Source organism: Sphingopyxis indica (assembly GCF_032879645.1).
Classification (GTDB): Bacteria; Pseudomonadota; Alphaproteobacteria; order Sphingomonadales; family Sphingomonadaceae; genus Sphingopyxis; species Sphingopyxis indica.
The window spans coordinates 91,888-118,815 of sequence record NZ_CP076395.1; the positions used below are offsets into that span (position 1 = coordinate 91,888).

The window sequence follows — 26,928 nt, forward strand, 5'->3', positions numbered from 1 at the left end:
GCCGGATCCCAGAAGGCAGGCGCGTCACGCGCCGACAGATGGGGATCGGCCGGGAAAGCAGAGGCCCCATCGCCGGGCCATCACCTCCTGCGCCGTCGGATCGCCCTCGGGATCCGACATGACCCTCTCATAGTCGCAGCGATATGCGGGACTGCGGCGAAGAAATTCCTGCGCGAAACCAGGGAAATCGAGCCGGGAGCCTCCGACCCCCTTGTCCCTTGCTTCCTCCGCCATGCGCGCCTCCTTGGAAGGCACGAGATTTGGCGACGGCATGCAAGCCGGCAATTCCATGGCACGGGGAGCCATATCCCCAGAAATGGGTATCCCGCCCGGCGGTGCCGGGCGGGAGCCGAGGTTCAGTCGCCCCGGCGCGACTGTCGGTTCCAGACGAGGTCATGCTCATCGCCTTCGCCCGCGAAAAGCTGCGCGAAGATCGGCGCCGTGAAGCTGGGATCGTCGAGCTTGACCGACAGATAGGGGCGCTTGTCCTGCGTCTGCTTTTCCCAGGCCGCGCCGACTTCGACGTCGCCCACGAAGACGCGGTGGCTGGGGGCGTTGCCGGTCGGATTTTCCTCGGGCGCGATGCGAACCGACTTTGCCTGCACCGAGAGGGTGACGATGCTCCCCCGAAATTCTCCGGAGACTTTCTTGAATGTGCCGATCTTGGCCATGATGCATTCCTTCCTTGGCTCGGACCGCACCATCGCGGTCTCGATGCGCATCGAAGGTCAGCGGGGACCGGCGGTGCAGCCGCGGGCCCGGAGCAAGGCGGAGGACGGCGCGCACCCGTCTTTCTTGGCTCGCGAGGAACGGCGGCACGCCGGGGGAAGAAAGTCGGAAGCGCGCCGTTGCACCGAGCCGGTCAGCAAAGCGTCCCGATGACAGATGGCGCATGTCGAGAGATCGCGACGGGAGGTCCGCAGGACGGACGCATCGGCAATCGGCCGGGAAGGAGAGCGAGGATGGAGAGGGGGAGGCGACCTAAACGGATAAGGCCGGTCGCTCGGCTGAAACCGCAGGTGACAGAAGGTCAGACCAACTCGCATAGCCGGTCACAAGGCCAGCGATGATCGCGAGGCCATGCTTCGCACCCGCTTCAAGCCCGCCCAAAATGCCTAGCGCGGTTCCGGCCTGATGGCCGGCAAAGGCCGCAGCGCCAACGAACATCAGGATGATGCCGAGCTTCACGGGGAGCGGGGCCGTGCCGCCGACCAACCGCCGGCCAAGAGCCAGAACAGCAACTCCTACGATCAGCGCCGACCCCAGGATCGTCAACCAGCCAAAGCCGAGATCGCGCAATGCGAAGCCGAGCGCGATCGCGGCGCCGACCGGCATCGCGAACTTGGCGCTGCGGAATAGCAGCCGGAGACAATAGAGCGCTGCGATGGCGCCGAGAATGAGCATAAGGGTCATGAACGTCCTCCTGTCGGACGCGCCCGCCACCACCTCCACAGCGCAACCTGCGCGCGAAGCATAGCAGAAGCCGGTCCGGGGACGAACCCGAACCGGCCCCTATATGGACCTGTTTTCAATGGGTCAGCGATTGAACGGATCATATTCGCAGACGATCGTTTCGGGGTCGCCATCGAATTCGTCGAGCGGCATGACCGAATATCCGGCGCTGGTTTCGACGAGAATGATTACGGTCATCATGGTCCGGGCGAGGTTCCAGCCGAGCGATTGGGCGGTGGTGAGCGGCATGGGATGAACTCCTGTCCTTGGGAGCGGGCCATTCCCGCTCGACAGGCGCCCCGCCGGACGGGGACTGGCCGCAATCATCGCGGCAAAGCCGCGGCCCGAGCGCAGCGTGGGGACCCTTTACGGGTTGATTGAAGGAGGCCGGGCCTCGGCCAAGGGATCAGCGTCAATCGAGAGCGGGGATGGCCCGCCCCCATGCGGCAGCCCCCATACCGCCCAATCGCCCCCTTGCCGCCGCTTCCCGGCGCCTGACCGAATTCTTACCGACACGCCAAACCAGCGATCCCTCACGCCGATCAATCATGATTTTCGAAGCGCCGCGACATGCGGCCCGTCAGGGTGATCCCCAACACAGTTGCCCATTTCGCCAGGGTCTGCCGGGCCGAACATGCCGAACGGCGGCCCGAAGACCGCCGTCCATCGACAGAAGGGAGAAACCGGCTCCGCCCGAGGGCGGAGCCGGGTGGCTGTCAGGCCGGCGGGTTCCAGATGATGACCTTCTTCATCGGGTCGTCGCCCGGCGCATTGGCGACATTGCCGTAGATGGTCCGGAATTCGGGGGCCGACATGGTCACCGACACATATTCGGCGCCGTTGCTCTGCGAGAAACGCTTCCAGCCGGCGCCGAGCTCGAAGCCGTTCTTGCGGCTGAGGATGCGGTAATCGGGCTCGTTTTCCTTGGTCTTGCGGCCATTGGGCACGATCGCGATCGGCGCGGTGACGTTGAGGGTGGCCAGCGTGCCTTCGAAGCTGCCGTCGGCCTTGACGTTGAGGTTGGCAATGGTGGGCATATCAAATCTCCTTCGCTTGCTCGGGGACATCCCCGATGGCGCCGGAAGAAGGGGCCGCGAGCTGCCGTCACCGAGCGGCACGCGAGGGCGAACCCCGCATGGGGTTGACGGCCAGAGGCGAGCCGGACCCGCAAAAGGGCGACAGGAAGGGGTGACCTCGGGCAGGCCAAGGAGCGTTGCCCAGGCTGCCCAAACCTAGTCGATGCGCGATGCACCGTCAGGTCCGAGCGGGCTCCGTCGCTGAGATCTCGCAAGGGAATTCCCGCGCTACGAACGAGGAAATGGTGCAACCCTCAGTGCGACAACGGGCGGAGAAGAGGGCAAAATTTGTTAGGGTAAACAAGGCCGACAATTGCCGTTCCAGGCCCAAAATTCGTTCCAATGGGCCTCGACGCCTGCGCGAAGCGCCCGAGAAGAAGGCGCTCTTGGCGAGCCCGCAGCCGGGCGGCGTGCGCGCGGGCCTGGGGGCCAGCCGCCGTCCGGCAAGGATAGCGAGCCGAGTGCGCCGCGCGGCCCAAAACAACGTGCGGCCCCTGGCGCCGCCTGCCGGCGCCAGAGCACGCCCAATTCAGCCGCGCTCGATTTGGCCGGCCAATTTCCCGGACGTTCAGCCGTTGCAGCGAATGACCGGCCCTGGCTCTCCGCATAGGCCGCACGGTCCTCTCAACCGCTCGAAACCTCCGGTCCCGCTCGCCGAACTGGTGACGACGCTCGCCTGTGCGATCGACGAGAGGTCGAGCCGGTCGGCGATACATTCGTCGCAAAGCGGCGTCCCGTCCATCCTGCGGACCAGTCCTGACACTTGTTCTGCGATGGTCGGCCGCTTAGTCATTATGCTGCGATAGTTGGGCTGATCGGCAAACGGAAGCCTCCTGCGAGATTGGCCGTTGCACGAACCACTTCGTGGATTGGCGCTATTGTGGATGTAAAGCGGTCCAGCGAGCGCCGCGCCTGATTGAACGAGGGCCACCGGAGGCAGACCCTTTCGACTCCTTCAACTGAGGAGTCGAACGATGAATGAGCTTATCCAGATTGGCCCGATCAGCCCGCTGCGCCAGCGGCTGATCGACGACTTGACCATGCGGCGCTTCTCGAAGGAGACGCAGCGTAATTATCTGCGCGACGTCGGACGGTTCGCGACCTGGCTCGGGCGCTCGCCGCACACCGCGAGCGCCGAGGATATCCGGCAGTTCCAGATCGAGCAGCAAGAGGCGGGCGCCCCGGCGCCGACGATGAACAGCATCGTTGGCGCGCTGAGGTTCTTCTTCACGCACACGCTCGACCGCCCCCACCTCGCGCGTAAGCTCGTCCGCACCAGGCAGGTGCGCAAGATCCCCGTGGTGCTGGCGATGGCCGAGGTGAAGCGCCTGCTCGATGCGACCCGCAGCCTCAAGCACCAGGCCGCGCTGTCGGTCGCCTATGGCGCGGGCGTGCGCGTCGCCGAGGTGTCGGCGCTGAAGGTCAGCGATATTGACAGCAAGCGCATGCTGCGGCGAGCAGGATCAAAAAATTGATGCGCCGGCTAAGATACATGCCCCACATGAAGCAGAGCGTCACCGCTATCATCGCCGCGCCCATCACTAAGGCCATCCAGAAGCGCGTCTGACTCCAGAAAATATGGTCGCTCGCGTAGCTGTTGAGATAAGTCAGCGCGAACATTGCAAGGGTCGAAGTCGCGATCATCGCGACGAAGCGCCCGTAGCTCGCTCCCTGCTGAATATGGGATTCGTCTTTCACATTCGCCTCCTTTCGCGTCCGCGGGATTTCGGATTGCCCGCCGCTGTCTGGCCGGGCCCCCATTCAAGATCGCGCGAGTATTGCATTGGTTTCTAATATACCTTAGCAGGGTATGGTATGAGCCATCTCACATCAAATGCCGATCTCGTCGCGCGCGTCCGCCGCATCGCCGGACAGGTGACCGCGATCGAGAAGGCGCTCGATGCCGATGCGCCTTGCGCCACCGTCCTTCACCGTATCGCCGCGGTACGCGGCGCCGTGAACGGCTTGCTCGACGAGGTGATCGCGGACCATCTCGAGGCGCATGTAGCGGCCCCCGGCCTGTCGGACGCCGAGCGCGCCGAGGGCACCGCGGATTTGCTGGCGGTCATCCGCCGCTACTCGAAGTAGGATTTTTCCATGCCACATTCGCACTCTGTGCCGGCCCCGGCGCACAGCCATGACTTCCTCGGCGCGTCGCACGACGAAAATGCGCGTCGCACCCTTTGGGTGGTGCTGCTCACCGCCGCGATGATGGTCGGCGAAATCGCCGCGGGCTTCATCACCGGGTCAATGGCGCTGCTCGCCGACGGTTTTCACATGGCGACGCACGCGGGCGCGCTGGCTCTCGCGGCGCTCGCCTATCGTTACGCCAAGAAACATCGCGCCGATCCGCGTTTCAGTTTCGGGACGGGAAAGATCGGTGACCTCACCGGTTTCGCCTCGGCGCTGATTCTCGGCATCTTCGCGCTCGGCATCGCTTTTGAATCGACTTTGCGGCTGATCGATCCCGTCACGGTCGATTTCGGCAATGCAGCGCTCGTTGCGGTGCTCGGCCTCATCGTCAATATCGTCAGCGCGTTCCTGCTCATGGGCGGTAACGGTCACGATCATAATCATGGCCATCATCATCACAGCGAACATGATGACGCGGGCGGCCACAGCCATCATCGTCATCACCACCATGGGCATGACAACAACCTGCGCTCGGCCTATTTCCACGTCCTCGCCGACGCGCTGACGTCGGTGCTCGCGATCGCCGCATTGCTCGCGGGACGCTATCTTGGCCTTGCCTGGATGGATCCGGTTATGGGAATCGTCGGCGCGATCGTCATCGCGCGCTGGTCGTGGTCGTTGATGCGCGATACCGCGGCCGTTCTCCTCGATACCACCGACCAATATGCAGAAGCGACGCTTCGCAAACGTATCGAAGCGTTGGGAGGCGTAAAGGTCACCGATCTGCACGTCTGGCGTGTGGGACCGAACGCGCGCGCTGCGATCGTCGAAGTCGAGGATAAGGAACAAGCCGTGGCGCTCGATCGGCGGCTCCTGGACATAGCCGGCATCGCGCATCTCACCATCGGCCTGGCACGCCGCGCTGCGCCTGTTACGAGCACAAGCCACCCGACATCAGTCTGATGCGGGCCGGGCGACGGTTATCGATTCCGTAGCGTCCCAAATCCAGAAGCGTATGTAATATCATTACAGTATTGTGCTACAATATTTCGATTTATTTCGCCTCGCTTCTTTGCAAGCCACCAGCCCGCTGCTATGCGCGCCCGATATGCGGCACCTGGTCATCTTCATGGCGAGCCTGTTCTTCCTCATCGGCACGGTGACGGAAGAACGCGCGCATGCCTTCGAGGCGCCCGTCGCCGGGATGGACCCAGCGATCGCTTTCGAGGCCGATTCTCCGGCGCAAGCGCAGACATCTGCAAAGGCTTCGGGCGATCATGCACCCGATAGCGACAAGCAATCGTCCGAGAAATTCCACGGCTGTCACGGACATCATTCGGGCGTAACCGCGGATTACGCGACAGGCGCGATCCGGCTGGCCTTTTCATCCCGCCGCTTTCCGCCCCGTTCGGCCGCGCTGCCGCCCGCCGCCGTATTCGGAACCTTCAGACCACCCATCGCCTGACGATCCAGGGGTCGCGCCTGCCTTTCCCGAGGCGCACGTCCTTCGACCGTCAGGAGTTTTTCCTTCATGCGATTTCTATTTGTCGCCGCGACGCTCGCGGCGCTTGCGGCCTCGTCGCACGCTACGCCTGCGGCTGCGCAGGCGTCCGATCCAATGCCGGTCGGTCCGCCGACGCCGCCGGGAGCGGCAATGGCGCCGACGCCGCTGCCGGCGCGGCTCACGCTGGCACAGACACTCGAGGCTGCCGACGCGCGCTCGCCGCGTATCGCCGCCGCCGCGGCCGAGGTCGAGGCCGCCAGAGGGCGCCGTCGGCAGTCCTCCTTTCGCTTCAATCCCGAGATCAGCGTCGAGATCGAGAATTTCGCCGGCACCGGTGCCTATTCGGGCTTCAACGGCCGCGAGACGACCGTCGCGATCAACCAGCGCCTCGATCTCGGCGAGCGCCGCCATGCGCGCATGACGCTGGCTGATGCCGAACTGATTGCTGCGCAATACCGCCTCGAAATCGCGCGCGCCGACCTCGCGCTCGCGATCCGCGATAGTTTCGCCGATGCGATCGCCGCACGCGACACGCTCGCCCTCGCTCGCGAGAATGAAGTGCGCGCACGCGAACTGGCCCGCGTCGCCCAGACGCTGGTCGATACGGGGAACGAGCCGCCGCTGCGCGCCCTGCGCGCCAATTCCGCGCTCGTGCAGACGGTAGCCGACCTGCGTTCGGCCGAGGCCGCCGAGCGCACCGCGCGGCGCTCGCTCGCAGCGCTCATCGGCTTGGACACGCCGCCCGCCGAATTGATCGACAGCGACCCCGCGGCGATGCCGGAAGCCATCGATCCCCGCACGACGCTCGATGTGCGGCTTGCCGAGACCCAACGAGCGATCGCCGAAGCCCGGCTCGGCAGCGCACGCGCCGAGGGCCGTGTCGATCCCAGCGTCGGCGTCGGGGTGCGCCAGATCAGCGAGACGGGTGATCGTGCGCTCGTTGCCAGCCTATCGCTGCCATTGCCGATTTTCGATCGCAACCAGGGCAATGTCGCCGCGGCGCGCTCCGACATCACGGCGTCGGTGGCGCGGCGCGACGATGCGATACTGACCGCCCAAGCAGAAATCGCCAATGGCGAAGCGCAACTCGCGAGCGCCGAAGCGCGATTGGCCGCGCTTGAAGGCAGCGCGATCGAACAGGCGCGCGAGGCGGTGCGGCTTGCCGAGCTATCCTATCGGGCCGGCAAATCGTCGCTCGTCGAATATCTCGATGCACAGCAGGCCTATGCGGAAACACAGGCCGCACTGATCGCGGCGCGGCGTGCCCGAGCCGAAGCGCGCGCGGTCCTGCTACGTCAGGCTGCCGCGATTCCGGGCGGTGAGCAGCCATGAGCCGATTGGCCCAACGCGCCCGCGGCGACGCCGCCTTCCCTATTTCGGGCTGCCTACCGCGCGGCCCTTTCTACCTTTCCGGAGATTCTCGATGATAACTACTGATAAGCGACTGCTGGCCTCCGTGGCCGGCGCCATCGCCCTTGCCGGCGCCGCCGGCTTTTCCCTGGCAAAATGCACGGCCGAACCCGTTACCGCACCCAATGCCGAAGCCGAAGAAAATGACGCCCTATCCGACAGCCTCGCGATTACCCCGGCGGCGATCGAGGCGGCTGACCTGGGCGTCGAGGCGGTAAGAGCCGGCGGGCTCGGTTCGGAGATATTGTCGCAGGCGACGATAACGGCCACGCCGAACGGCGAGGCTGTCGTGACCGCCCGCGCCGGCGGAGCTGTGACGCGGCTTTTCAAACAGCTCGGCGACCCCGTTCGCGCGGGCGAGCCGCTGGCCATCGTGCAGAGCCGCGAGGCGGCGCAGATCGCGGCCGATCGAACCGCTGCCGAAGCCCGCGCGACGCTTGCACAGCGCAACCTCGAGCGTGAGCGCACGCTTTTCGAGCAGAAAGTGTCGGCCCGCGTCGATTATGAGCAGGCGCAAGCCGAAGCAGCGGCAGCCGCAGCCGAAGCGCGGCGCGCGCGCGCGGCCGCGAGCGCCGCGCAGGTTTCACGCGATGGCAGCAGCGTCATCGTCGCGAGCCCGATCTCGGGCCGCGTGACCGCCGAGAATGTCAGCCTGGGCGCCTTCGTCCAGCCCGAAACCGAATTGTTCCGCGTCGCCGACCCGTCGCGCGTCCAGGTCGACGCACCGGTGACCCCCGTCGATGCCGAGCGGCTCGCGAGCGGCGACAAGGCCATCGTCGAGCTGCCCGACGGGCGCCGCCTCGACGCCCGCGTGCGCGCCATAACGCCGGGCCTTGCCGGCGACACGCGCGCCGCGACCGCGGTGCTGGATGTCGTGGGCAATCTCCAGCCCGGGCTCGCGGTGCGCGCGCGGCTCTTCCCGTCACGCGGGACCGGCGCCGAAGCCGGTCACATCACCATCGCCGAAGACGCGCTCCAGACGCTCGAGGGTCGCGACGTGGTGTTCGTTCGCACCAAGACGGGCTTTCGCGCGCGGCCCGTGACGGTGGGCCAGCGGAGCGCGGGACGGGTCGAGATCCTCTCGGGACTGAAAGCGGGCGCGATGATCGCCACCCGCAACGCATTTCTGCTCAAGGCCGAACTCGGCAAGGGCGCGGGCGAGGAGGAATAAGCGATGATTGCACGACTGATGGCTCTTGCCGTCCGCGCACGCTGGGCGGTCCTATTCCTCTTCCTCATCATTGCCGGCCTCGGTGCCTGGCAATTGACGAAGCTTCCGATCGATGCGGTTCCCGACATCACGAACAATCAGGTCCAGATCAACACGGTCGACCCCCGGCTTTCACCGGTCGAGATCGAAAAGCTCGTCACTTATCCGATCGAAATTTCGCTCTCTGGAATTCCCGGCCTCGAAACAACGCGCTCGATCTCGCGCAACGGCTTCAGCCAGGTCACCGCGATCTTCAAGGATTCGACCGACCTTTATTTCGCAAGGCAACAGGTCGGCGAGCGGCTGTCGCAGGCGCAGGATAATCTTCCGGACGGCGTCCAGCCGCAGATCGGCCCCGTAACCACCGGGCTTGGCGAAGTGGTCATGTACACTGTGGGCTATGCCCACCCCGATGGCAAAGGCGCCAAGACCGTCGCTGGACGACCGGGCTGGCAGCCGGGCGGTGGATATCTCACGCCCGAGGGCGACCTCCTCGCCAGCGAGGTGGCCATTGCCGGCTATCTGCGCACCGTACAGGACTGGATCGTCAGTCCGCAGCTCAAATCAGTCCAGGGCGTGGCGGGAGTCGATTCGATCGGCGGCTATGCCAAGACCTTCGTCGTCGAGCCCGATCCGACGCGGCTCACCAGCTATGGGATATCCTACAGCGAACTCGGCGAAGCCCTGGAAAAGGCCAATCTCGCGGTCGGTGCCAACTACTATAACCGCGCGGGCGAGGCCTATCTGGTGCGCGTCGATGCGCGGGTGCGCTCGGCGGACCAGATCCGAAATGCCGTCGTCGCGACGCGCGGCGGGGTGCCGGTGACGGTCGGCCAGATCGCCGATGTGACGATCGGCGGCGATCTGAGGACCGGCGCTGGCAGCATGAACGGCAAGGAGGCGGTGATCGGCACTGTGCTGATGCTGATCGGCGAGAACAGCCGCACGGTCGCCGAGGATGTCTCGGCAAAGATCGACCAGGTCAGGCAGACACTGCCCCCCGACATCGAGGTGGCGATCGTCCTCGACCGCGCGAAGCTGGTCAACGCGACAGTGGGAACGGTCGAAAAGAATCTGACCGAAGGGGCGCTGCTCGTGGCCGCGGCGCTCTTTCTGCTCCTCGGCAACTGGCGCGCGGCGATCATCGCGGTCCTCGTCATCCCCTTTTCCTTCCTGATGATGGCGATGGGAATGAACGCCTTTCGCGTTCCCGGAAATCTCATGAGCCTCGGCGCGCTGGACTTCGGCCTGATCGTCGACGGCGCGGTGATTATCATCGAGAATTGCCTTGCGCGGCTCGCGCACCGCCAGGAGTCCGAAGGTCGCCTGCTCGAACTGCGCGAACGGCTCGAAGAAACCATGCGGGCCTCGCAGGAGATGATCAGGCCGACCGTCTTTGGCCAGGCGATCATCCTCCTCGCCTTTGCGCCCTTGCTGATGTTCACCGGGATCGAGGGCAAGACCTTTTCGCCGATGGCGATTACGATCATGCTTGCGTTGATCGCGGCGTTCATCCTCGCGATCACGCTTGTTCCGGCGCTTGTCGCGCTCATCATTCGCGGGCGCGTCGCCGAAAAGGAAGTTTGGCTGATCCGCAAGTCGAAGGATCGTTATCGGCCGCTGCTCGACAAGGCGATCGCGCGGCCCTGGCGGTTCATCGGAGCGGGCCTCCTGTTCTTCCTGGCCGCAATACCGGTCTTCGGGATGTTGGGATCGGAGTTCATTCCCAAGCTGGACGAGAAGAATCTCGCGCTCGCTTCGACGCGTGTCCCCTCGGTCAGCCTGGAACAGTCGCTGGCAATGCAACGCAAGGTGGAAGAAGCCGTCAGCAGCCTTCCCGAAGTCGACATCATGTTCTCGAAGACCGGAACGGCCGAGGTCGCCACCGACCCGATGCCGCCGAACGTCTCCGACGGCTTCGTCATTCTCAAACCCCAGGAACAATGGCCTGCCGGCGTCACGACCAAGGCCGACGTTATCGCGCGGGTCGAGAAGGCGGCGAGCGGGGTGCTCGGTCAGCTTTATGAAGTCAGCCAGCCGATCGAATTACGCTTCAACGAACTGATTGCGGGCGTGCGCGGCGACGTTGCGATCAAGCTTTACGGCGACGATCTCGACAAGATGTCGCAAGCGGCGAACGAGATGGTCCGCGTGCTCCAGACGATTCCGGGTGCCGGAAGCGTCAAGGCCGACCAGGTCGGCGGCGCCCCGACGCTCGACGTTGCGCTCGATCGCGCCGCAATCGCTCGCTACGGCCTCACCGTCGAAGAAGTGGCCGATACTATCGCTGCGGCGCTTGGCGGACGCGAATCGGGGCTGCTTTACGAGGGTGACCGGCGCTTCGACATCATTGTTCGGGTTCCCGAAGCGACGCGCAGCAATCTCGACGACATTGCTGCGCTGCCCGTGCTGCTCCCCGACGCCGGTGCCGGCGTGCGCAAGCAGGTGCCATTCGCGCAGGTCGCGCGAATCCGGCACACCGAGGGTCTCAACCAGGTCAGCCGTGAAAATGGCAAGCGCAGGGTTGTTGTGCAGGTCAATCTCGAGGGCCGCGATGCCGGGTCATTCGTCGCCGAGGCGCGGGCAAAAATCGCCAAGGTCCCGCTTCCCCCGGGCTATTATCTCGAATGGGGCGGTCAGTTCGAGAGTCTGCAAGCCGCATCGAACCGGCTCGCGATCATGGTGCCGCTCTGCTTCGCAGGGATTTTCGTGCTGCTCTACCTTGCCCTGGGCAGTTTCGGACGCGCCGGCGCAGTGTTTCTCGCGGTGCCGCTCGGCCTTGCCGGCGGCGTATTCACCCTCGCACTCACCCGGATCAACTTCTCGGTGTCGGCGGCGGTCGGCTTCATATGCCTTGCCGGCGTCGCGGTGCTCAATGGCCTTGTCGTGATGACCGCGATCCGCGAACGGATCGAAGGCGGGATGGCGCTCGACGAGGCCATCCGCGACGGCATGATCGAGAAAATGCGCGCGGTAATCATGACCGGCTTCGTTCCCGCAATCGGTTTCGTGCCGATGGCGCTTGCGACCGGCACCGGTGCCGAAGTGCAGAAGCCGCTCGCAACGACGGTGATCGGCGGCCTGATCGCCGCCACCGTGCTGACGCTGCTTGTGCTGCCCGCGATCGCCAAGGTGGTTCTGAACTGGCGACCGGGTGGACGAAAGATGCGGTGGATACCGCGCGAGACTGCCCCCGCCCAAAATGGAGAGGATCATGAATAAGACATCGAAATTGCTCCGCATCTACACCGATGAGTCGGCCTATCTCGGCGATCAGCGCCTGTTCGAATTCATCGCCGCGCTCGCGCGCGAGCAGCAGATGGCGGGGATGACAATCCTCGAGGCAATGCTTGGCTTCGGCCGCGCGGCCCACGTCCACCGGCGCCATGCGCTTGAAAACGACCGCGCTGTCGTGATCGAGATCATCGACGAAGAGGCACGGCTCCGCGATTTCGCGGCGCGCATCGCCGATTTGAGCGACATCGGGCTGATCACGCTCGAGGCAATCGAACTACTTGGCGGCAAGTCGGCGCATCTGAACCGCGACGACGGCGTTAGCCAAGAGAGAGGAGACAAAAATGGCAGGCCATAATCATGGCGACGACGCTTCGGGGGGCGGGCATAGCCACGATCACACCGCCGGAGCCAATGCTCGCAGCCTTGCGATCGCGCTCGCCCTCACGGGAACATTCCTCTTCGCAGAACTGATCGGGGCGTGGCTGTTCAACAGCCTCGCGCTGCTCTCGGACGCAGCGCATATGTTCACCGATGCAGCGGCGCTGGGGATCGCGCTCGCCGCGATCCGCATAGGCCAGCGGCCCGCCGACAAAAAGCGGACCTATGGCTATAGACGCTTCGAGATTCTCGCGGCGGCGTTCAACGCGCTGCTCCTGTTCGCGATCGCTGCCTATGTGCTTTACGAGGGAATCCAACGCTTCCTCGACCCCCAGCCGGTTGGATCGATCGGGATGCTTGTGGTTGCGGGGTTCGGCTTGGTGGTCAACCTCATCGCGATGCGCGTTCTAGCGGGCGGGCGCGACGAGAGCCTTAATGTGAAGGGAGCTTATCTCGAGGTATGGGCCGATATGCTGGGATCGCTCGGCGTCATCGCTGCTGCTGCGATTATCTGGGCGACTGGCTGGACCTGGGTCGATGCCCTTGTCGCGATCGCAATCGGCCTTTGGGTGCTGCCGCGCACCTGGGTCCTGCTGCGCGACACCAGCAACATCCTGCTTCAGGGTGTGCCGCGCGGCGTCGATCTCGACGAGGTGCGCGCCGCGATAGCGACGGTCCCCGGCGTCGCAAGCGTTCATGACTTACATCTTTGGTCGATCGCGGGTCATGACGCGAGCCTGACAGCGCATATCGTCATCGACCTGACGGAAAATGAGCAGGATTTACGGGTCCGCGTTGCCGACACGCTGATCGAAGAATTTGGCATCGACCATATAACGCTTCAGGTGGAGTCAGGTGAAGCGTCTTGTGAGAACGCAACTCATCCTTAAGTTTTTCTGGCCGTTTCCAGCCTGTCGGCTTTCGGACTGAAAATGAAAGAAGCAGACATTGAGCTTCGCCAAAGCGTCGTCCTTGCGAAAACCGACATTGGTCTGTGCTGGCCGACGGCGGCTAGCCGGCAGGAGGCCGGGCAGACGGATCGATCGAACCGAATAGCGTTTCCAGCAGCGGGCATTCCGGGGTCTTGCCATCCGCGCATCGCACGACGGTTTCGGCAAGCACCGACTCCATGGCCTGAAGATCCGCGATCTTGGTACGAATGTCGGTCAGATGGACCACGGCGACCTCGCGCGCTTCGGTGCATGGGCGATCGCGGTCCTCGGCCAGCCGAAGCAGCGCGCGGATCTCGTCCAGCGTGAAGCCCAGTTCCCGCGCGCGCCGCACAAAGCCGAGCCGCATGAGATGACCATAGCCATAGAGCCGGTGACCGCCGTCGCTGCGCGCAGGCGCGGAGAGCAGGCCAATTTTCTCATAATAGCGGATCGTCTCGATGTTGCATCCGGTGCGCCGCGACAGTGCTCCGATGGGGAGCCGGGGCGCTGTGTCCTGCAGATTTTTCCGATCCATGCTGAAATACCTCTTGAACCTGTAGCCGCTACAGATCCTATCTAGGGTCAACAACGTGATTCGGAGAACAGAAAATGACCCAGCCGAAAACGGCTTCCAGACGTGGTGCGTGGATAGCGATTGTTGGAGGAAGTCTGGGCGCGCTCGGCGCGGCCTCTTGCTGCATCGTCCCGCTAGTGCTCTTCACACTGGGCGTCAGTGGCGCATGGATCGGCAACCTGACCGCGCTCGCCCCCTATCAGCCCATCTTCCTGGCGGTGGCGATCGCCTTCCTGGCCGCCGGGTTCTGGCGGATCTATCGTCAGCCGCGCGTGGTCTGCGCCGAGGGCGAGTGCGGCACGCCTTCCTCCAACCGCTTGGCAAAGACGGCCTTGTGGCTTGCAACGGCGCTGATCGGACTCGCCGTCCTCTTCCCCTATCTCGCCCCCCTATTCCTCGACCTTTGAACAAGGAGACCATGATGAAGAAGCTTACCCTGTTCGCGGCCGCGGCTGCGCTGTTCGCATCCGGGCCGGCCTTTGCCGCAATCCGGACCACCACCTTGGCGGTCGAGAACATGACCTGCGTGACCTGCGCTCCCACCGTCAAAAAGAGCCTGTCGCGCGTACCCGGCGTGACCGCTGTCGAAGTGTCGGCCAAAACGCATACCGCGACGGTCACCTATGACGACGCCAAGACCAGCACCGCGGCGTTGATCGCGGCGACCACCAACGCTGGCTACCCTTCCCGAGTCCGCAAGTGAAAGTCGTATCATGAGTGATTGCTGCAATCGGGGCGACGGCTCTCAGGCCAAGAAGTACGACCTTATCGTCGTGGGCGGCGGCTCGGCTGGGTTCTCGGCCGCGATTACCGCGGCGGAGCAAGGAGCCCAAGTCGCCGTTATCGGTGCCGGCACCATCGGCGGAACCTGCGTCAACGTCGGCTGCGTTCCTTCCAAGGCGCTGATCCGCGCGGTCGAGAGCATTCACCACGCGAATGCCGCGCCGATGCGGTTCAACGGTGTCGAGGCCGGGGCACGAATGGCCGATTGGGGCAAGGTGATCGCCGAAAAGGACTCGCTCGTCTCGGGCCTTCGTCAGGCGAAATATGCGGATCTCCTGCCTCTCTACAATAATATCGCCTACCATGAAGGCACGGCGCGGCTCGTCGAAAATGGCGTCGAGGCCGGTGGAAGGCGGTTCACCGCTGACCGGATCGTGATTGCGACAGGTACGCGTCCGGCGGTGCCGGCTATCCCGGGCCTTCCGGACGTCGATGCGCTCGACAGCACTACCGCGCTCGACCTGACCGAGTTGCCGAAATCGATGATCGTCCTCGGGGGCGGCTATATCGGTGTGGAACTCGCCCAGATGTTCTCCCGCGCCGGCGTCGACGTGACGCTCGTTTTCCGCAGCCGCCTTCTCCCCGATATGGAGCCGGAGATCGGTGCCGCGCTGACCGACTATCTTTCGAGCGAAGGCATCACGGTTCTGGGCGACCTCGCCTATCAGTCGGCCCACAAGACGGCGGAAGGGGGCACTGCGCTCACCGTCCTGCGCAACGGGGTCGCCGAAACCATCGTCGCGGAGCGCCTTCTCGTAGCGACCGGGCGCGCCCCGAATGTGGAGGACCTCGGTCTCATCGAGGCAGGGGTGAAGCAGACGCTCAGCGGTGCCATCATTGTCGATGACCATATGCGAACCTCGGTGCGCGGCGTCTATGCCGCCGGCGATGTGACGGGCCGAGACCAGTTCGTTTACATGGCAGCCTATGGCGCAAAGATCGCCGCCAAGAACGCCTTGAACGGCGATAGCCTGCGGTACGACAATTCGGCCATGCCGGCCGTCGTATTCAGCGATCCGCAGGTAGCCAGTGTCGGCTTCACCGAAGCGCAGGCTATCGCGGCAGGATATGCAACGCGAACCTCGACCCTCCCGCTCGAGAATGTTCCGCGCGCATTGGCGGCTCGCGACACGCGCGGCCTGATCAAGCTGGTTGCGGATGGCCGGACCCGCAAACTGCTGGGCGCGCATATCTTGGCGCCGGAAGGTGCGGACAGTATCCAGACCGCCGCCATGGCGATCCGCTGCGGCCTCACGATCGACGATCTGGCGGAGATGATCTTCCCCTATCTGACCACGGTCGAAGGACTGAAGCTGGCTGCGCAGACATTCGATCGGGATGTGAAAAGGCTGTCCTGCTGTGCAGGATAAGATTGCTCGGTCGCGTCGCGGCGGTGAGATGACATGAGTAGCCCGCGCGGTTCCGATCCCGCCAGCGGCGCCGGGGATTGGTCGGGTAACTGGCGCACGCTTGTCGGGCTCTGGGCTATTCCCGGCCTAGCCATGCTGGCCGCCATGTGGCTGGAACCTACGCCCCGCGCGGTCATCTGGACCGTCATGCTGGCCTCCATGGGTGCGGCTTGTATCATGAACGCCAGACGGTGCGGCCGGACTCATTGCCGTTTCACCGGACCGTTCCTGATTGGGATGGCGATACTGGTCGTCGCCTACGCGATTGGGATGCTGCCGCTGGGGCCACATGGCTGGGGTATTCTGGGCGGAGTCACGCTTGGCGGGTTTGCCGCTCTGTGGTGGGGCAGCGAACGGGCATGGGGCAAGTTCTCGCGTTCCAAAGATAAAGGCGTTTCTCGCAGCTGTTAGGTTTCGTGGGAGATCGGACGTCCGGCCACTGCTATAATGGCCCATTTGCGAACGACTGGTTTTGGGCCACGCGTCGCTGGCGGTGAATGGCCGGGCTTGGGCGCAAAGCCGACCGATTGTCGTGCGCCTCAGACTTGCCAAAGTGGCCGCTGCTGCCAGTTCGCGGGAAAACCCATCGAACGCGTATCGCCCTCGGGATGGGTCACGATGTGCGCCGCCACATCGGCAAGCCAGGTCGAGTCCGGCGCCACGGTATTGATGACGTGGCCGATCATGCAGATGCCGTTGTAAAGCTTCGCCGGTGCCTGAGTGGCATTCTGGTCGATGGTCGCCTGTAGGGATTTGGGCTTTTGCGCGAGCTTCGGAGGCGTAAGGAAGCCCCGGTTCCACAGCCGGCCGTGATGCGCGCAGATATTTCGGATGTCCGTCACATGGCGGATGAGGGGCACCAGAACGGTCTCCGGCAGACCGAGGGGCGCAGCAATTCGTGTTCGAAGAGCGCGGTCTGCTAGGCTCGAATACCAGCGCGAAAGGTGGCCGAAGGACATCATTTCGGCGACCATCCAGACCGGCGGCAAAGCGGGCAGATCGTAGTTTTGCCGATAATGTTTGATATAGGTCTCGTTCGATCGCCCCACTTCGCCGGCTAGTTTCGAGAGGCGAAGATGATAATCGGTGCGATCGCTATAAAGACTGGCGTCGAGATAGCTGTGCCCGTCGCCGAGCCCGGCGAGATGATATGCCCAACTCCCGCGCAAGGCCACTTCGACATGCTCGGTGCCGCGCATTAGGAGGCGCCGGAGTAGCCGGTCGAAATCATAGAGTGCGGTGACGCGCTCGAAGGTCGTGCCCGGAAGAAAGCGCGGCCCCGCCTGTCCCTTCGGATGTTCGAAATAAAGCCAGTAGGCGCTCAGCCGGTAGTAGCTCACATGGCGGAGCCACGCCTCGGCCGCCGGCTCGTCGGCAACGATCATGCCGTTTGCCCGGAGGTGAGCGATTTGCTGGGTGTAGGTGAGAGTCGGTTTGGAATAGGCGCGTGACATTGACCATCGTCATGCGTCAACGGCGCCCAAAATAAAAGACCCGCCCAGTGTGCATATCCTTGCGGACAGAGGCCGGGCGGGTGCGATTGATACCCACATAGGGTAGGCAAGCGAACAAATCAATAACAAGCGTTGCAGCGCAACACGAAATAGGACCCTTCCACCCCGACATCATCCGGACAAAGGAAGGCACGCCCAAAGGCCCTGCCAAGGGCCGCCACTGCACATCAAGCCGCCGGAATACGAGCCTCCAGTTCGGCGATGCGCTCCGAACAAATCGCATGCACCGCCCGGCCGAGCTCCTCGACATGCGCAGCGAGCCACAGCAGGTCCGCCTCGCTGATGCGATAATGTTTCGAGTAGCGAGCCTTCACATAAGCCTCTTTCAGCTTCTCGAAGCGTGAGCGATCGGCCTTCAACGCGCGGGGCCATGCGTCCACCAACCGCATGTCGATTCGTTCCGCCTGCGTTCGCAGGAAGCCAAGATTGTGAACGTGCGGAGTGTAGAAAGTGCACACCAATAGGACGCAATGATAAAGGCTCTCCGCCGCTTGATGAAGAACAAATGACGCCTGCTTGAATGCGCCTTCGGCGCGTCCTGCCTCATGCATTTTGAAGAATGCGTTTGCCTGAGGCATCCACTCCTCAAAATACTCGCGCGCCATCGCCAGCGCCTGCTCAGGCGTCTTCGGCTTCGGCGTGTGCAATTCCTTATCGTCATATTCGTAGAGCGCGATCCCGTCGCGCGCGACGTCCATGAAGAAATAGCGCCCATGCGCCAGCCCGTCGTTCACCTCCTGCAGGGTGTGAACGATGAAATTCACCGGCGTGTGCAGCGTCTTGTCGATCGCAAGCTCGCGGGTCAGCCGATCCTCGAGCTTGGACCAAAAGTCGATCTTGTCGGTGAGGCGCTTGTCGTTGACGATGATGAGCAGATCGAAGTCCGAGCGATAGCCCTTCGCCGTGTGCGGCTCGTCGACCCAGCCTCCGCGGGCATAACTTCCGTAGAGGATGATCTTGTCGATCCGGCCCTTCTTCTTCCAGCCCATCGTCGAAAGCGCGACGGCATTTTCGAATTCTTCGAAGATGATCGCCTTCACGCGCTCGAGTTCGCGCTGCTTGCTTGCCGGAAGATGATCGAGATCGTTACGCATCGTTCCTTCCTTCTGTGGTCACAAGCTCGCCCGATGGCAAGCATGGTCGGGTCCAGATCGACACCTCATGGAGCCTCGCGGATGCGGAAGTCCCACACCGGAATGCCGAATGCGCGCGCCTTGTCGACGAGATTGTCCTGGATGCCTGTGCCCGAGAAGACGATAAGCCCGGCGGGCATGGCGTCGATCATGCGCTCGTTTCGCTTGAAGGGCGCTGCCTTGCGATGGCGGTTCCAGTCGGGTTGGAATGGCACCTGCGGCACTTTTCGCGCATCGGCCCAGCAGGCAGCAGCGCGTTCGGCGCCGGTCGGGGTTGCGCCGTGGAGCAGGACCATGTCGGCATGACGGGCATGAACCTTGTCGAGCGCCGACCAGATATGCCGATGATCGTTGCATGACGGCCCACCGCTGAAGGCGATGCGCGTGCCCTCGGGGATCAGCGCCTTGGCCTTTTCGCGGAGGCGGCGGTCCATGAAGTCGCGGCTGTCGATTATCGCCGCGGTCATCGTCTGATGGCGGATGCGCGATCCGGTGCGCGGGATCCAGGCCTTGCGGGCATGGATGCGATAATGTTCGGCAGCACATTCGCGGAAAAATTCCATGGCGTCGCGCCGCTCGATCAAGGTGATGCCCTCCGCGATCGCACGTTCGAGTTCGACCGAGCGGATTTCGCTGCCATCCTGCTCGCGCTGGAGATCGCGCTGCGCCGCCTCGTTGCGGTCGAGCTCGCGCTCGATCCGCGTGCCCGCGCCGTGGAAGAGATTGACGACGCCCCAGAGCAAATCTTCGAGATCGGGTTCGATCCGCGTTTCGACGAGGCACCCCGCGAGTGCATCGAAGATGTCGGCAACGGCGCCGCCGGCGAGCCGGTCATCGGGAAGCGGCCGCCCGTCGGGTTCGTCCTCGAAGGGGCGATAGCCGTAGAGCTGCATCTCCTGGAGGAGATGTGCGCTGGCGCAGGGCTCATCGGGCTCGCTACGTTCGGAAAAGTCGGAAAGGTCAGTCATGTGGTGCCTCGGTTCTGGTGGCCGCGCCTCTCGCGGCCTTCGCGGCGACGCCCCCGCGGCGGGGGGTGCGGGTCCGCACCGCGCGGCACGCGCGGCCGAAGCGCCAGCGGAGGATGGCGAGGGTGCGGCTATTTTGTTTCGCGATGCAAAGGGGCGCAGCCCCGGCGGAAAATAGCCGTGCATCCGCCATTGCGACGCCCGCTCCCGCCGCCGCAGTCGCCCTCCAGCGAAGGCCGGAGGCGCGGCTTCCACAGGGAAGCAATAGCCAAAGCGGTCGGACGTTAGATGAAGCGGTGATCGCGATGTCCGAAATAGCACTATATATTTCGGACATGGAAGCGGGCCGCATCGAGCGGCATCAGCCGGGCGCGAAGCCGGGCCGCCATTTCTTCCCGGCCCATCCGAACAAGATCGCTGTTGAAATCGTCGAGCCGCGGATCGAGCGGGACGATCACGATCCCGAGTGGCTCGGCGCGCTCAATCAAGGTCTTCATTGCCCAGGACCCGGCAGCGTCATTGTCGCGCGCGACATAGAGACGGCGCAGCGGTTCGGCGAAATGGATGGCGGCAAGATGCGCCGCCGACAGACCGGCGATCATCGGCATGCCGGGCAGCACCTCGCGTAGCGACAGGATCGTCTCGATACCTTCGCCAGCGGCCATGACGTCCGCAGCGGGTCCGAACCGCACGCCATGCCCAAGCAGATTGCCCAGCGCGCGGCGGGGACAGGCGACGGGCGCCTTGCCGCCCGCCGGACCGAGCCAGGTACGATGGACGCCCGCGATTTGGCCGGTCTCGTCGGTCACTGCTGCGATCATGGCCGGCCAGGCGGTCCTGACGTCGGGAGCGTCATCGCTCGACGCCCGGTAATAGCAGCGCGGATGAAAGCGGATGGCACCATTGCCTGGGTCAATATCGATCCCGCGCGATGCAAGATAAGCAGCGGCCAACGTCCCGGCGATCGGCTTCGACGCAGCCCAAAGCCGCCGCGCCGCCGCAGGCGTTCCCATCGACGCCTTGCGCGATCGCCGCGATCGAGACCCCGCTGGCTGCGGCATCGACATCGGCATGCTCAAAAATCGCCGCGCCTCGGCGAGGGTCTCGCGCAAATCGACATGACCGCAACTGGCGGCGATGACATCGAGCAGATCGCCATGTTCGCCGCTCGCGGCATCGGTCCATTTTCCCGCCCGGCCGCGCGCATCACCGGACGACGACAGCAACAGGTAAAGGCTGCGACCCGGCGTGCCCCGGACATCGCCGACAAGCCAGTAGCGGCCTTCGCGGCGGCCGTTGGGGAGATAGTGGCGGCAGACGGCCTCGGCATTTTCGGCAAGGCGGCGCGCCAATTCTCGGGCTGGACTTTCCATGCGGGGCTCCTTCCAAGGCCTTGCGCCCGCGCAGATGTCGATCGAAAGGCGATCGGCGATCCGCACGGACAGCTCGGCACCGGCAGCCCCTGCCAGCGCGTAGAGCGTCATTTTCTCACAAACGGGGATTCAGATTCAAGCATGATCTGCCTGCCTATCCCGCGGCGGGACCCGCGGAACCGGCGGCGTCGAAGCCAGTCCAAACATGGCGGACTGTATCGGCCCGCAGTCTAAGTCGGCGGATGCCGTGCATCAGGTCGGCATGAGCGGGCGATAACCCGGGTCATGCTCCATTTCCTCGGCCCACAGCGCCATCTGGAAATCATCGTAGCTGACCCCGCATTGCTCGAGCATCCAGGCCGCAAGTTCCGGGTGATCGGCGACCGCCTCGACGAAATCGTCGCCATGCCTGCGCCCGCGGTCGAACCACCAGCCGACCTCTTCCTGGACGGAAGGATCGCGCTCGATCACCAGCTGCGACGCGTCGAGTTCGAGCATGGCTTCGAGCAATTGCTCGCAATGGACGACATCGAGCGTCTCGCGCGGCCCATGCTGACGCTGATAGCCCACCGACAGGTTGGTGCATTCGGGGACGATACCGGCATATTCGTTGGTGTCGGTGTAAACCCCCGTGTCGTCGGGGGCATAGCGAAACGCTGAATTCCGGCGGTTGAGCGCCGCCGCAAGGCTGGTCGCGAAGGCATCGGAGCATGTCCGCCCATAGCTTTGGTGGGTGATGACATCGCCAAGCCCGGCGCGGTCGAAGGCGATCGCCGCGTCGATGTCCGCGAGCAGTTCGGGCGTATGGCGCTCGATCCAGCGCGAGCCGAGGCAACCCTGCTCCTCGCCCCGATGGAAGAGGTAGAAGCCCGGACGTGCGGCCGCGATCATGCCGAGCATGATCCACAGCCCCGCGCCGTCGTCGGCGCCGAGCGACATACCCGCCTTGCCGTCGCACAGCTGCGCGATGCCATGTTCGTCGACGCCCACTGCCTGATGCCCGCCGACGGCCGCGACGGTGTCGACATGGCAGCTCCACAATGTGCGCGGACGATCGCCGATTTCCAGCATCCGGTTGCCAAAGCCGTCGGCGCGCATGCCGGGTACCGGATCGAGATATTCGCGGCAAAAGGCGCGTTCGGTCGCACTGTCATGGGGCCGTGCCCAGGACAGGATTTCGAGGAGGCCGGCGCGGCCTGCAAGGTCATGGGTCATGGATCAGGCTCCTGCCTGGCAAGGGATGGCCATCGCGGCCACGGACGCTGCGACGGCGGGGGCGAGGCCATCGGCCAAGCCTGGCGTTTCGGGAGAATTGCCGTGGGCGCATCCGCAGGCGCACGGTTCGAGCGGCGGGGATTGCATCGTTTCGCGGCGAAGGCGTTCGGCCGCCTCTTGCTCGCGCCTCAGCCGTTCTTCGCGGGCACGCTCCCCGGCTGCCTGCCATTTGGCGACCTCGAGTTCGATCGCGGACATTTCGTAAAGAAACCAATCGCGCGCGAGGACATGGGCATTGGCGAGCGCCGGATCGTCATCGTCGACAGGATCGGGCAGATATTCGGCGCAAAGCCATTCACCGTGATATTCGATGAGATCGGCCGCATGATACCATTCGCCCGACGCGTCGCATTTCCGGCAGCAGGTCGCTAGCCACCATTCGCCGCGATCTTCGAGATAGACCGCACCGAAGGCCTCGACATAACCGTCAAGCACGTCATGCTCGTCGCCATCGGCGAGCACCGTGATGAAGGTTTCGGCATCGCTGTAGCTGCGCTCATTATGCGCGCAGAAGACCGTGTGATCGGTGAAGCAATTATAGCACCATTCTTCCGACGAGCCGTCGCCGAAATACACTTCCTCATGCGGCGTCGTTTCGCGGTCGCACCGCGGGCAGTACCAGCATCGGTCCCCCAGTCCGTTGGTATTCTCGGACGGAATCTCACCATGACCAATGATGAGATATTCGCCGTCGTCGGCGAGGTCATCGCCCGCATCGATATAGGGAACGACGAAGCTGCCGCCGTCGACAAGGCGCCTGATGCGGGCGCCGTTGAGGCTGCCCTTGGCGTACCCCGCATTTTCGAGCAGCAGCTTGAGCCGCGATACATCGCCATAGATGCTGGTGTAGATTTTGAGCTCGGGCCACACCACGCTGCGCGCGCGGGCATCGTCGCGGGCGCCGATATAGGCGAGCGCCGTGTCGGGACCGGCATAGACGCGCACCGGATGGCAATAGCTCTCGAAGTCGCTCGCGCCGTGCGACATGCAGCTGCCGGGACCGCCGACATAAACCTCCTCGATTTCGTCGGCGTCCTGCGTGATCTTGAGCGCATCTTCCGCGAGTTGAACCGAGAGCCGGGCGCACCAGCCCTCGATCGCATTGTTGTCGAGATGGGCCGAAAAGAAGCGATGAAGATAGCGGCCCGGCGACATGACGAGCTGCCGGTCGACCTCACCCTTCGCGGCATTCTCGGTGAAAGCGATCTTGCCCGCCTGCTCGGTCGAGACATGGCAGAAATGCTCTTCGTGCTTTTCCTGGTACCAGGGCTCCTCGTGCCAGGGCGTCGGCGCATAGGTGCCGTCGGCGAAGCGCAGCTTTTCGCGGACCGGCCAGTCGACGTCGCCGATCTCGGCGCCCGCGAGCGCGATACGGAGCTGCGCATCGGGCGCGCGGAGGAGAAGCTGCTTCCGCGCGGCTTCGGCTTCGTCGAAGGAGGGCCAGAGATATTGCTGGTCGCCATTGGGTGCGAAAAGGAATTCAATCGTGACCGGCCGCCACTCGGCTTCCGAGTGCGGGCAAAGGATTTGAAACTGTGCCATGGATGGGACTCCGCGCAGCCGCGCGCGAGCCCCGAAGAGGAGCGAGCACGGGCCGCATTGCTGTTGGGGTGGCGCAGGGTCAGCGAGGGTCGGGGTCAGCGTCCGGACTGCGGGCCGTGACCGGCCCCGGATCGCGTCAAGCCGTCAAAGGGCGACTTTCCCGGATGCGGCTGCGCCGTGAAGGATATCCGGCGGGGGATGCGCCCCCGCCAGATGGCTCACTCGGCCGCGACGGGCAGTTCGGCGTCGCAGGGATCGCCCTCGTCGGCATCGACGGGCACCGCCGTTTCACCGCCGTCCGGATCGAAGTCGTCCAGACCCGGCGTTCGCATCGGCGCCGGGAGCCAGGTCGTTTCTTCGACCAGCCGCTCGGCCTCGCGGGCCATGTCGGCTTTCTTGAGATGGCCGATCATCTGGGCAGCTTCGTCGCCGCGCGCCTCGGCGACATCGGCGAGGATCTGCGGCTTGGTCACACCGCTGAAATAGCCTGCCGCGGTCGGCCGCCACCCCGCGCCATGCACATCGAGCCCCGCAGCCAGCGCGAGGACATGGCTGTGGGCTATGCGGCGCTCGACGCCATGCGCCGAGATGCGGCCATTGTCATATTTGGGAACGACCTCGGCCTGGGCGTTGATGCAGAGCGACGCGCAATGCGCCAGGAGCTGCGACTGCTCCTCCCCATCGAGGGTGAGCAGAAAGCTCCACACTTCCTTGTCCGACTGCGGCAGCCGATCCTTCCATGCCGCTGCGCGCGCGTCGATCGCCTGCGCGGGCGCGCAGTCGCGCAAACCGCTCGGGGCATTGGAAAAGGAGACCCGGTTCGCCGCGATCTGGACACAGCATTCGCGGCTGAAGCTGTAGAAGCAGCCCAGCACGAGGACGTGGAGAACGGCGGCGAAAGCGAGCGCCGGGTCTTGCGCGACCCTGTCCTGCAGCGCGAGGGTGCGCCAGGCCGTGAGGTCCGAGACGAGACGGTCGGGGAGCGGGCGCAGCCCGCCCGCTTCTTCGGCACCTTCGGCGTCATCCTGAGCCTTCACGGGTTCGCCATCGCTGCCGGTGGAGCGCGTGGTGCCGCCCGGCCCCGACGCGCTGTCGTCGCCGAGTCCCTCCTGCAGTTGATCCTCGGGTTTCACGAAGCCGCGCTCGACGCGCACCGACCCATCGCGGTCGAGCGAGACGAATGCCCCCGCCGTCGCCATGTCCTCAGGAGCGAAGATCAGCGGACGGTCGACCAAAGCACCGAGTTCGGCATCGATCGCCTCGATCCGCGCATGCACGTCGTCGGGCACGTCGTGCGCATCGGCCCATTCATCGCCGAGCTCCTCACCTTCGGCTTCAAGCTCGGCGACGCGGGCTGCTTCCGCTTCGGTCATCGCGACCTCTTCGCGGTCGATCTCGCGAAACCCGCGCGTCGCGTCCCACGGCAGGTCGATCGCGGTCGTCACCCATTTCCAGCCCTCGGCGAGGATGCGCGCGCCCTCGGCTTTCAGCTTGGCATCGACGAGCCGGTCGAGAAGCGCGGGGTCGGTGAGCCAGCCGCCGCCATCGGATTCGAACAGGTCGCGCGCGATGCTGCCGCCCGCTTCGAGATAGGTGTCGAGACCGACGAAGCAGGCCCTTTTGTCACCCGCGCGAACGCTGTTCTCGGTGAGCTTCTGGCGGATCCAGGTCGCCGACTTGTTGAAGCTATGTTCGAGCTGGTCCCAGACCTCTTCCTGCTGCGCATGGTCCTCGGCGATGGTGAAGGCCATGAGCTGATCGAGCGTCATCGCCTCTTCGGCGTAAAGCGCGTGCAGCCTGGGCGAGACACCGGCGAGCTTCAGGCGCTGGCGCACCGCGGCGGGGGTGGTGTGAAAATGCGCGGCGATTTCCTCGATGCCGGCGTCCTTGTCGACCATCGCCTGCATCGCGCGAAATTCGTCGAGCGGATGCAGCGCCTCGCGAAAGCTGTTTTCAGCGAGGCTGTCCTCTTCGGCGAGTATGTCATTGGCCGCACCGCCCACGACACAGGGGATCGGCGCGTCCTTCGCGAGCCTTTTCTGCTTCACCAGCAGTTCGAGCGCGCGAAAGCGCCGGCCTCCGGCCGGAATTTCGAACTGCCCCGTTTCCTGCCCTTCGCCATCGAGCAGCGGTCGCACGTTGAGGCTCTGGAGCAATCCGCGGCGGGCGATGTCCGCCGCCAGCGTATCGAGCGATACGCCTGCCTTCACGCGCCTCACATTGGCCTGCGACAGGCGCAAGCGGTCGAGAGGAATGTCGCGCGACGGGGCGAGGGTGATTTTCGGAAGCGATTTGGCCATGGGCCTTCTCCATGACGGGCCGCCGAGAGACACTCTCCCGGCTCCTGAAACCCGTCACGAAGCCCCTGCTTCCCTCTTCCTCGAACGGGGCCGCCACCGGCGGCCCCGAACAAGTCCGCGGCCTCAGCCCCGCCGCGAAGGCCGGCGCGCCGCTGCGTGCAGGCGCTGCTCGCCAAGGATGATCGAGCCCGCCGCGCGCGCCGCTTCGGCATAGACCGACAGGGGATGGCGCGCCTCGAAGTGGAGGTCGCGCTCGATGCCGAGCCCGAAGGGCAGGCGCACGCCCTCGAGTTCGGCGGCCGAGAAACTGCCGAGTTCGGGACAGCCGAACCCCAGGTCCGCAAGACCGAACAATATGCCGTCGGCATCGATCTCGGTTGCGAGCCAGGTGGCGGCGCCGACGGGGCTGAAGAAGCGCACGACGGGCTTGGGATCGGGTTCGCGCGCGCCGCGCGCGATCGCGTCGTGCCTTGCGGCAGCATTGGCAGCGAGCGCGGCGGCGATGTCGGGAGTGAGGAGTTTCATGCCGCGATCCTCCCCCTGAAATCTTTGCCGCGGCGGCAAGGCTTTGCTTGATGGTTCATTTCGCTTCTCCGCGGGGGACCGGCAGCAAGCCTCTCTCGCCGCACTCCGTCCGCCACGCGGTCCGGCAACCCTCGCGCTCGCTCGCGGCGGCCTGCCGCCGCGGGACCGAGGATCATGGACAGGCCCAGCCGTGCGCAGCGGGC

28 protein-coding genes and 1 pseudogene are annotated in these 26,928 nt (G+C 64.6%); 13 read left to right on the forward strand and 16 right to left on the reverse strand.

Annotated elements, in window-relative coordinates; translation table 11 throughout:
* Positions 1–24: 24 nt before the first annotated feature.
* The 6 genes from KNJ79_RS20875 to KNJ79_RS20900 form a co-directional block, all read right to left on the reverse strand.
* Complete coding sequence (locus KNJ79_RS20875) at positions 25–306, reverse strand: transcriptional regulator domain-containing protein (RefSeq protein WP_317154143.1); 282 nt, start codon at positions 304–306, stop codon at positions 25–27.
* Between the two features lie 50 nt (positions 307–356).
* A complete protein-coding gene (locus KNJ79_RS20880; protein ID WP_317154144.1) occupies positions 357–671 on the reverse strand; it encodes a DUF736 domain-containing protein in 315 nt (104 codons plus the stop codon).
* Between the two features lie 310 nt (positions 672–981).
* A complete protein-coding gene (locus KNJ79_RS20885) occupies positions 982–1,452 on the reverse strand; it encodes a hypothetical protein (protein ID WP_317154145.1) in 471 nt (156 codons plus the stop codon).
* A gap of 84 nt (positions 1,453–1,536) precedes the next feature.
* On the reverse strand, positions 1,537–1,701 hold the full coding sequence (locus tag KNJ79_RS20890; RefSeq protein ID WP_317154146.1) for a hypothetical protein: 165 nt from the start codon (positions 1,699–1,701) through the stop codon (positions 1,537–1,539).
* Between the two features lie 467 nt (positions 1,702–2,168).
* A complete protein-coding gene (locus KNJ79_RS20895; RefSeq protein ID WP_317154147.1) occupies positions 2,169–2,489 on the reverse strand; it encodes a DUF736 domain-containing protein in 321 nt (106 codons plus the stop codon).
* 607 nt (positions 2,490–3,096) lie between these two features.
* Complete coding sequence (locus KNJ79_RS20900; RefSeq protein WP_317154148.1) at positions 3,097–3,321, reverse strand: hypothetical protein; 225 nt, start codon at positions 3,319–3,321, stop codon at positions 3,097–3,099.
* Positions 3,322–3,502: 181 nt separating this feature from the next.
* Between KNJ79_RS20900 and KNJ79_RS20905 the strand changes: the two are divergent.
* A pseudogene (locus tag KNJ79_RS20905) lies at positions 3,503–3,985 on the forward strand (tyrosine-type recombinase/integrase); the annotation flags it as partial.
* Here KNJ79_RS20905 and KNJ79_RS20910 read toward each other — a convergent pair.
* Positions 3,951–4,226, reverse strand: coding sequence for a hypothetical protein (locus KNJ79_RS20910; RefSeq protein ID WP_317154149.1), 276 nt, complete (start codon positions 4,224–4,226; stop codon positions 3,951–3,953). The pseudogene KNJ79_RS20905 and the gene KNJ79_RS20910 overlap by 35 nt on opposite strands.
* 117 nt (positions 4,227–4,343) lie before the next feature.
* Here KNJ79_RS20910 and KNJ79_RS20915 point away from each other — a divergent pair, with 117 nt between their 5' ends.
* The 8 genes from KNJ79_RS20915 to KNJ79_RS20950 all read left to right on the forward strand — a co-directional run bounded on the left by KNJ79_RS20915 (position 4,344) and on the right by KNJ79_RS20950 (position 13,290).
* Entirely contained in the window at positions 4,344–4,616 is a 273-nt protein-coding gene (locus KNJ79_RS20915) for a metal/formaldehyde-sensitive transcriptional repressor (protein ID WP_317154150.1), read from the forward strand.
* A gap of 9 nt (positions 4,617–4,625) precedes the next feature.
* On the forward strand, positions 4,626–5,624 hold the full coding sequence (gene dmeF / locus KNJ79_RS20920) for a CDF family Co(II)/Ni(II) efflux transporter DmeF (RefSeq protein ID WP_317154151.1): 999 nt from the start codon (positions 4,626–4,628) through the stop codon (positions 5,622–5,624).
* Between the two features lie 145 nt (positions 5,625–5,769).
* Positions 5,770–6,126 (forward strand): hypothetical protein, encoded by a 357-nt coding sequence (locus KNJ79_RS20925; protein WP_317154152.1) that lies wholly within the window; start codon positions 5,770–5,772, stop codon positions 6,124–6,126.
* 66 nt (positions 6,127–6,192) lie between these two features.
* A complete protein-coding gene (locus KNJ79_RS20930; protein ID WP_317154153.1) occupies positions 6,193–7,497 on the forward strand; it encodes a TolC family protein in 1,305 nt (434 codons plus the stop codon).
* 91 nt (positions 7,498–7,588) lie between these two features.
* Entirely contained in the window at positions 7,589–8,746 is a 1,158-nt protein-coding gene (locus KNJ79_RS20935) for an efflux RND transporter periplasmic adaptor subunit (RefSeq protein ID WP_317154154.1), read from the forward strand.
* A gap of 3 nt (positions 8,747–8,749) precedes the next feature.
* Complete coding sequence (locus tag KNJ79_RS20940) at positions 8,750–12,007, forward strand: efflux RND transporter permease subunit (protein WP_317154155.1); 3,258 nt, start codon at positions 8,750–8,752, stop codon at positions 12,005–12,007.
* Positions 12,000–12,377, forward strand: coding sequence for a DUF190 domain-containing protein (locus tag KNJ79_RS20945; RefSeq protein WP_317154156.1), 378 nt, complete (start codon positions 12,000–12,002; stop codon positions 12,375–12,377). The genes KNJ79_RS20940 and KNJ79_RS20945 overlap by 8 nt, the downstream gene beginning before the upstream one ends.
* The gene (locus KNJ79_RS20950; RefSeq protein WP_317154157.1) at positions 12,364–13,290 is read left to right on the forward strand and encodes a cation diffusion facilitator family transporter; all 927 of its coding nucleotides are present in this window, start codon (positions 12,364–12,366) and stop codon (positions 13,288–13,290) included. The genes KNJ79_RS20945 and KNJ79_RS20950 overlap by 14 nt, the downstream gene beginning before the upstream one ends.
* Before the next feature lie 121 nt (positions 13,291–13,411).
* On the opposite strand, the gene KNJ79_RS20955 is transcribed toward KNJ79_RS20950, so the two are convergent.
* On the reverse strand, positions 13,412–13,867 hold the full coding sequence (locus tag KNJ79_RS20955; RefSeq protein ID WP_011542781.1) for a MerR family transcriptional regulator: 456 nt from the start codon (positions 13,865–13,867) through the stop codon (positions 13,412–13,414).
* Between the two features lie 74 nt (positions 13,868–13,941).
* Here KNJ79_RS20955 and KNJ79_RS20960 point away from each other — a divergent pair, with 74 nt between their 5' ends.
* From KNJ79_RS20960 to KNJ79_RS20975, 4 genes are read left to right on the forward strand one after another with little or no spacing between them, the layout of a single operon-like run.
* Positions 13,942–14,313 carry a mercuric transporter MerT family protein gene (locus KNJ79_RS20960; RefSeq protein ID WP_011542782.1) on the forward strand — a complete coding sequence of 124 codons (372 nt, stop codon included), beginning with the start codon at positions 13,942–13,944 and terminating at the stop codon, positions 14,311–14,313.
* 11 nt (positions 14,314–14,324) lie between these two features.
* Entirely contained in the window at positions 14,325–14,609 is a 285-nt protein-coding gene (gene merP / locus KNJ79_RS20965; RefSeq protein ID WP_317154158.1) for a mercury resistance system periplasmic binding protein MerP, read from the forward strand.
* A gap of 10 nt (positions 14,610–14,619) precedes the next feature.
* The gene (merA, locus tag KNJ79_RS20970; RefSeq protein WP_011542784.1) at positions 14,620–16,059 is read left to right on the forward strand and encodes a mercury(II) reductase; all 1,440 of its coding nucleotides are present in this window, start codon (positions 14,620–14,622) and stop codon (positions 16,057–16,059) included.
* Positions 16,060–16,092: 33 nt separating this feature from the next.
* Entirely contained in the window at positions 16,093–16,509 is a 417-nt protein-coding gene (locus KNJ79_RS20975) for a hypothetical protein (protein WP_011542785.1), read from the forward strand.
* Between the two features lie 128 nt (positions 16,510–16,637).
* On the opposite strand, the gene KNJ79_RS20980 is transcribed toward KNJ79_RS20975, so the two are convergent.
* The 8 genes from KNJ79_RS20980 to KNJ79_RS21015 form a co-directional block, all read right to left on the reverse strand.
* Positions 16,638–17,552 carry an Abi family protein gene (locus tag KNJ79_RS20980; protein ID WP_317154159.1) on the reverse strand — a complete coding sequence of 305 codons (915 nt, stop codon included), beginning with the start codon at positions 17,550–17,552 and terminating at the stop codon, positions 16,638–16,640.
* A 227-nt stretch (positions 17,553–17,779) separates the two neighbouring features.
* Entirely contained in the window at positions 17,780–18,706 is a 927-nt protein-coding gene (locus tag KNJ79_RS20985; protein WP_317154160.1) for a HEPN domain-containing protein, read from the reverse strand.
* Between the two features lie 65 nt (positions 18,707–18,771).
* Positions 18,772–19,713, reverse strand: coding sequence for a DUF2493 domain-containing protein (locus tag KNJ79_RS20990; protein ID WP_317154161.1), 942 nt, complete (start codon positions 19,711–19,713; stop codon positions 18,772–18,774).
* A gap of 317 nt (positions 19,714–20,030) precedes the next feature.
* Complete coding sequence (locus tag KNJ79_RS20995; protein WP_317154162.1) at positions 20,031–21,083, reverse strand: DUF7146 domain-containing protein; 1,053 nt, start codon at positions 21,081–21,083, stop codon at positions 20,031–20,033.
* 252 nt (positions 21,084–21,335) lie between these two features.
* Positions 21,336–22,298, reverse strand: a complete 963-nt coding sequence (locus KNJ79_RS21000; protein WP_317154163.1) for a M28 family peptidase — start codon at positions 22,296–22,298, stop codon at positions 21,336–21,338.
* A 3-nt stretch (positions 22,299–22,301) separates the two neighbouring features.
* Complete coding sequence (locus KNJ79_RS21005; RefSeq protein WP_317154164.1) at positions 22,302–23,900, reverse strand: hypothetical protein; 1,599 nt, start codon at positions 23,898–23,900, stop codon at positions 22,302–22,304.
* A 218-nt stretch (positions 23,901–24,118) separates the two neighbouring features.
* Positions 24,119–26,200 carry a ParB/RepB/Spo0J family partition protein gene (locus tag KNJ79_RS21010; protein WP_317154165.1) on the reverse strand — a complete coding sequence of 694 codons (2,082 nt, stop codon included), beginning with the start codon at positions 26,198–26,200 and terminating at the stop codon, positions 24,119–24,121.
* 123 nt (positions 26,201–26,323) lie between these two features.
* A complete protein-coding gene (locus KNJ79_RS21015; RefSeq protein WP_317154166.1) occupies positions 26,324–26,725 on the reverse strand; it encodes a DUF2958 domain-containing protein in 402 nt (133 codons plus the stop codon).
* Between the last annotated feature and the right edge of the window lie 203 nt (positions 26,726–26,928).

What these genes read in the sequence shown, in the direction of transcription:
- KNJ79_RS20980 (WP_317154159.1), bottom strand. Translation starts at nt 17,552, where the DNA reads ATGTCACGCGCCTATTCCAAACCGACTCTCACCTACACCCAGCAAATC.
- dmeF (WP_317154151.1), top strand. Translation starts at nt 4,626, where the DNA reads ATGCCACATTCGCACTCTGTGCCGGCCCCGGCGCACAGCCATGACTTC.
- KNJ79_RS20895 (WP_317154147.1), bottom strand. Translation starts at nt 2,489, where the DNA reads ATGCCCACCATTGCCAACCTCAACGTCAAGGCCGACGGCAGCTTCGAA.
- KNJ79_RS20955 (WP_011542781.1), bottom strand. Translation starts at nt 13,867, where the DNA reads ATGGATCGGAAAAATCTGCAGGACACAGCGCCCCGGCTCCCCATCGGA.
- KNJ79_RS20880 (WP_317154144.1), bottom strand. Translation starts at nt 671, where the DNA reads ATGGCCAAGATCGGCACATTCAAGAAAGTCTCCGGAGAATTTCGGGGG.
- KNJ79_RS20915 (WP_317154150.1), top strand. Translation starts at nt 4,344, where the DNA reads ATGAGCCATCTCACATCAAATGCCGATCTCGTCGCGCGCGTCCGCCGC.
- KNJ79_RS20890 (WP_317154146.1), bottom strand. Translation starts at nt 1,701, where the DNA reads ATGCCGCTCACCACCGCCCAATCGCTCGGCTGGAACCTCGCCCGGACC.
- KNJ79_RS20940 (WP_317154155.1), top strand. Translation starts at nt 8,750, where the DNA reads ATGATTGCACGACTGATGGCTCTTGCCGTCCGCGCACGCTGGGCGGTC.
- KNJ79_RS21010 (WP_317154165.1), bottom strand. Translation starts at nt 26,200, where the DNA reads ATGGCCAAATCGCTTCCGAAAATCACCCTCGCCCCGTCGCGCGACATT.
- KNJ79_RS21015 (WP_317154166.1), bottom strand. Translation starts at nt 26,725, where the DNA reads ATGAAACTCCTCACTCCCGACATCGCCGCCGCGCTCGCTGCCAATGCT.
- KNJ79_RS20930 (WP_317154153.1), top strand. Translation starts at nt 6,193, where the DNA reads ATGCGATTTCTATTTGTCGCCGCGACGCTCGCGGCGCTTGCGGCCTCG.
- KNJ79_RS20900 (WP_317154148.1), bottom strand. Translation starts at nt 3,321, where the DNA reads ATGACTAAGCGGCCGACCATCGCAGAACAAGTGTCAGGACTGGTCCGC.
- KNJ79_RS20985 (WP_317154160.1), bottom strand. Translation starts at nt 18,706, where the DNA reads ATGCGTAACGATCTCGATCATCTTCCGGCAAGCAAGCAGCGCGAACTC.
- KNJ79_RS20950 (WP_317154157.1), top strand. Translation starts at nt 12,364, where the DNA reads ATGGCAGGCCATAATCATGGCGACGACGCTTCGGGGGGCGGGCATAGC.
- KNJ79_RS20995 (WP_317154162.1), bottom strand. Translation starts at nt 21,083, where the DNA reads ATGGAAAGTCCAGCCCGAGAATTGGCGCGCCGCCTTGCCGAAAATGCC.
- KNJ79_RS20975 (WP_011542785.1), top strand. Translation starts at nt 16,093, where the DNA reads ATGAGTAGCCCGCGCGGTTCCGATCCCGCCAGCGGCGCCGGGGATTGG.
- merA (WP_011542784.1), top strand. Translation starts at nt 14,620, where the DNA reads ATGAGTGATTGCTGCAATCGGGGCGACGGCTCTCAGGCCAAGAAGTAC.
- KNJ79_RS20990 (WP_317154161.1), bottom strand. Translation starts at nt 19,713, where the DNA reads ATGACTGACCTTTCCGACTTTTCCGAACGTAGCGAGCCCGATGAGCCC.
- KNJ79_RS20935 (WP_317154154.1), top strand. Translation starts at nt 7,589, where the DNA reads ATGATAACTACTGATAAGCGACTGCTGGCCTCCGTGGCCGGCGCCATC.
- merP (WP_317154158.1), top strand. Translation starts at nt 14,325, where the DNA reads ATGATGAAGAAGCTTACCCTGTTCGCGGCCGCGGCTGCGCTGTTCGCA.
- KNJ79_RS20945 (WP_317154156.1), top strand. Translation starts at nt 12,000, where the DNA reads ATGAATAAGACATCGAAATTGCTCCGCATCTACACCGATGAGTCGGCC.
- KNJ79_RS20925 (WP_317154152.1), top strand. Translation starts at nt 5,770, where the DNA reads ATGCGGCACCTGGTCATCTTCATGGCGAGCCTGTTCTTCCTCATCGGC.
- KNJ79_RS20960 (WP_011542782.1), top strand. Translation starts at nt 13,942, where the DNA reads ATGACCCAGCCGAAAACGGCTTCCAGACGTGGTGCGTGGATAGCGATT.
- KNJ79_RS20875 (WP_317154143.1), bottom strand. Translation starts at nt 306, where the DNA reads ATGGCTCCCCGTGCCATGGAATTGCCGGCTTGCATGCCGTCGCCAAAT.
- KNJ79_RS21000 (WP_317154163.1), bottom strand. Translation starts at nt 22,298, where the DNA reads ATGACCCATGACCTTGCAGGCCGCGCCGGCCTCCTCGAAATCCTGTCC.
- KNJ79_RS21005 (WP_317154164.1), bottom strand. Translation starts at nt 23,900, where the DNA reads ATGGCACAGTTTCAAATCCTTTGCCCGCACTCGGAAGCCGAGTGGCGG.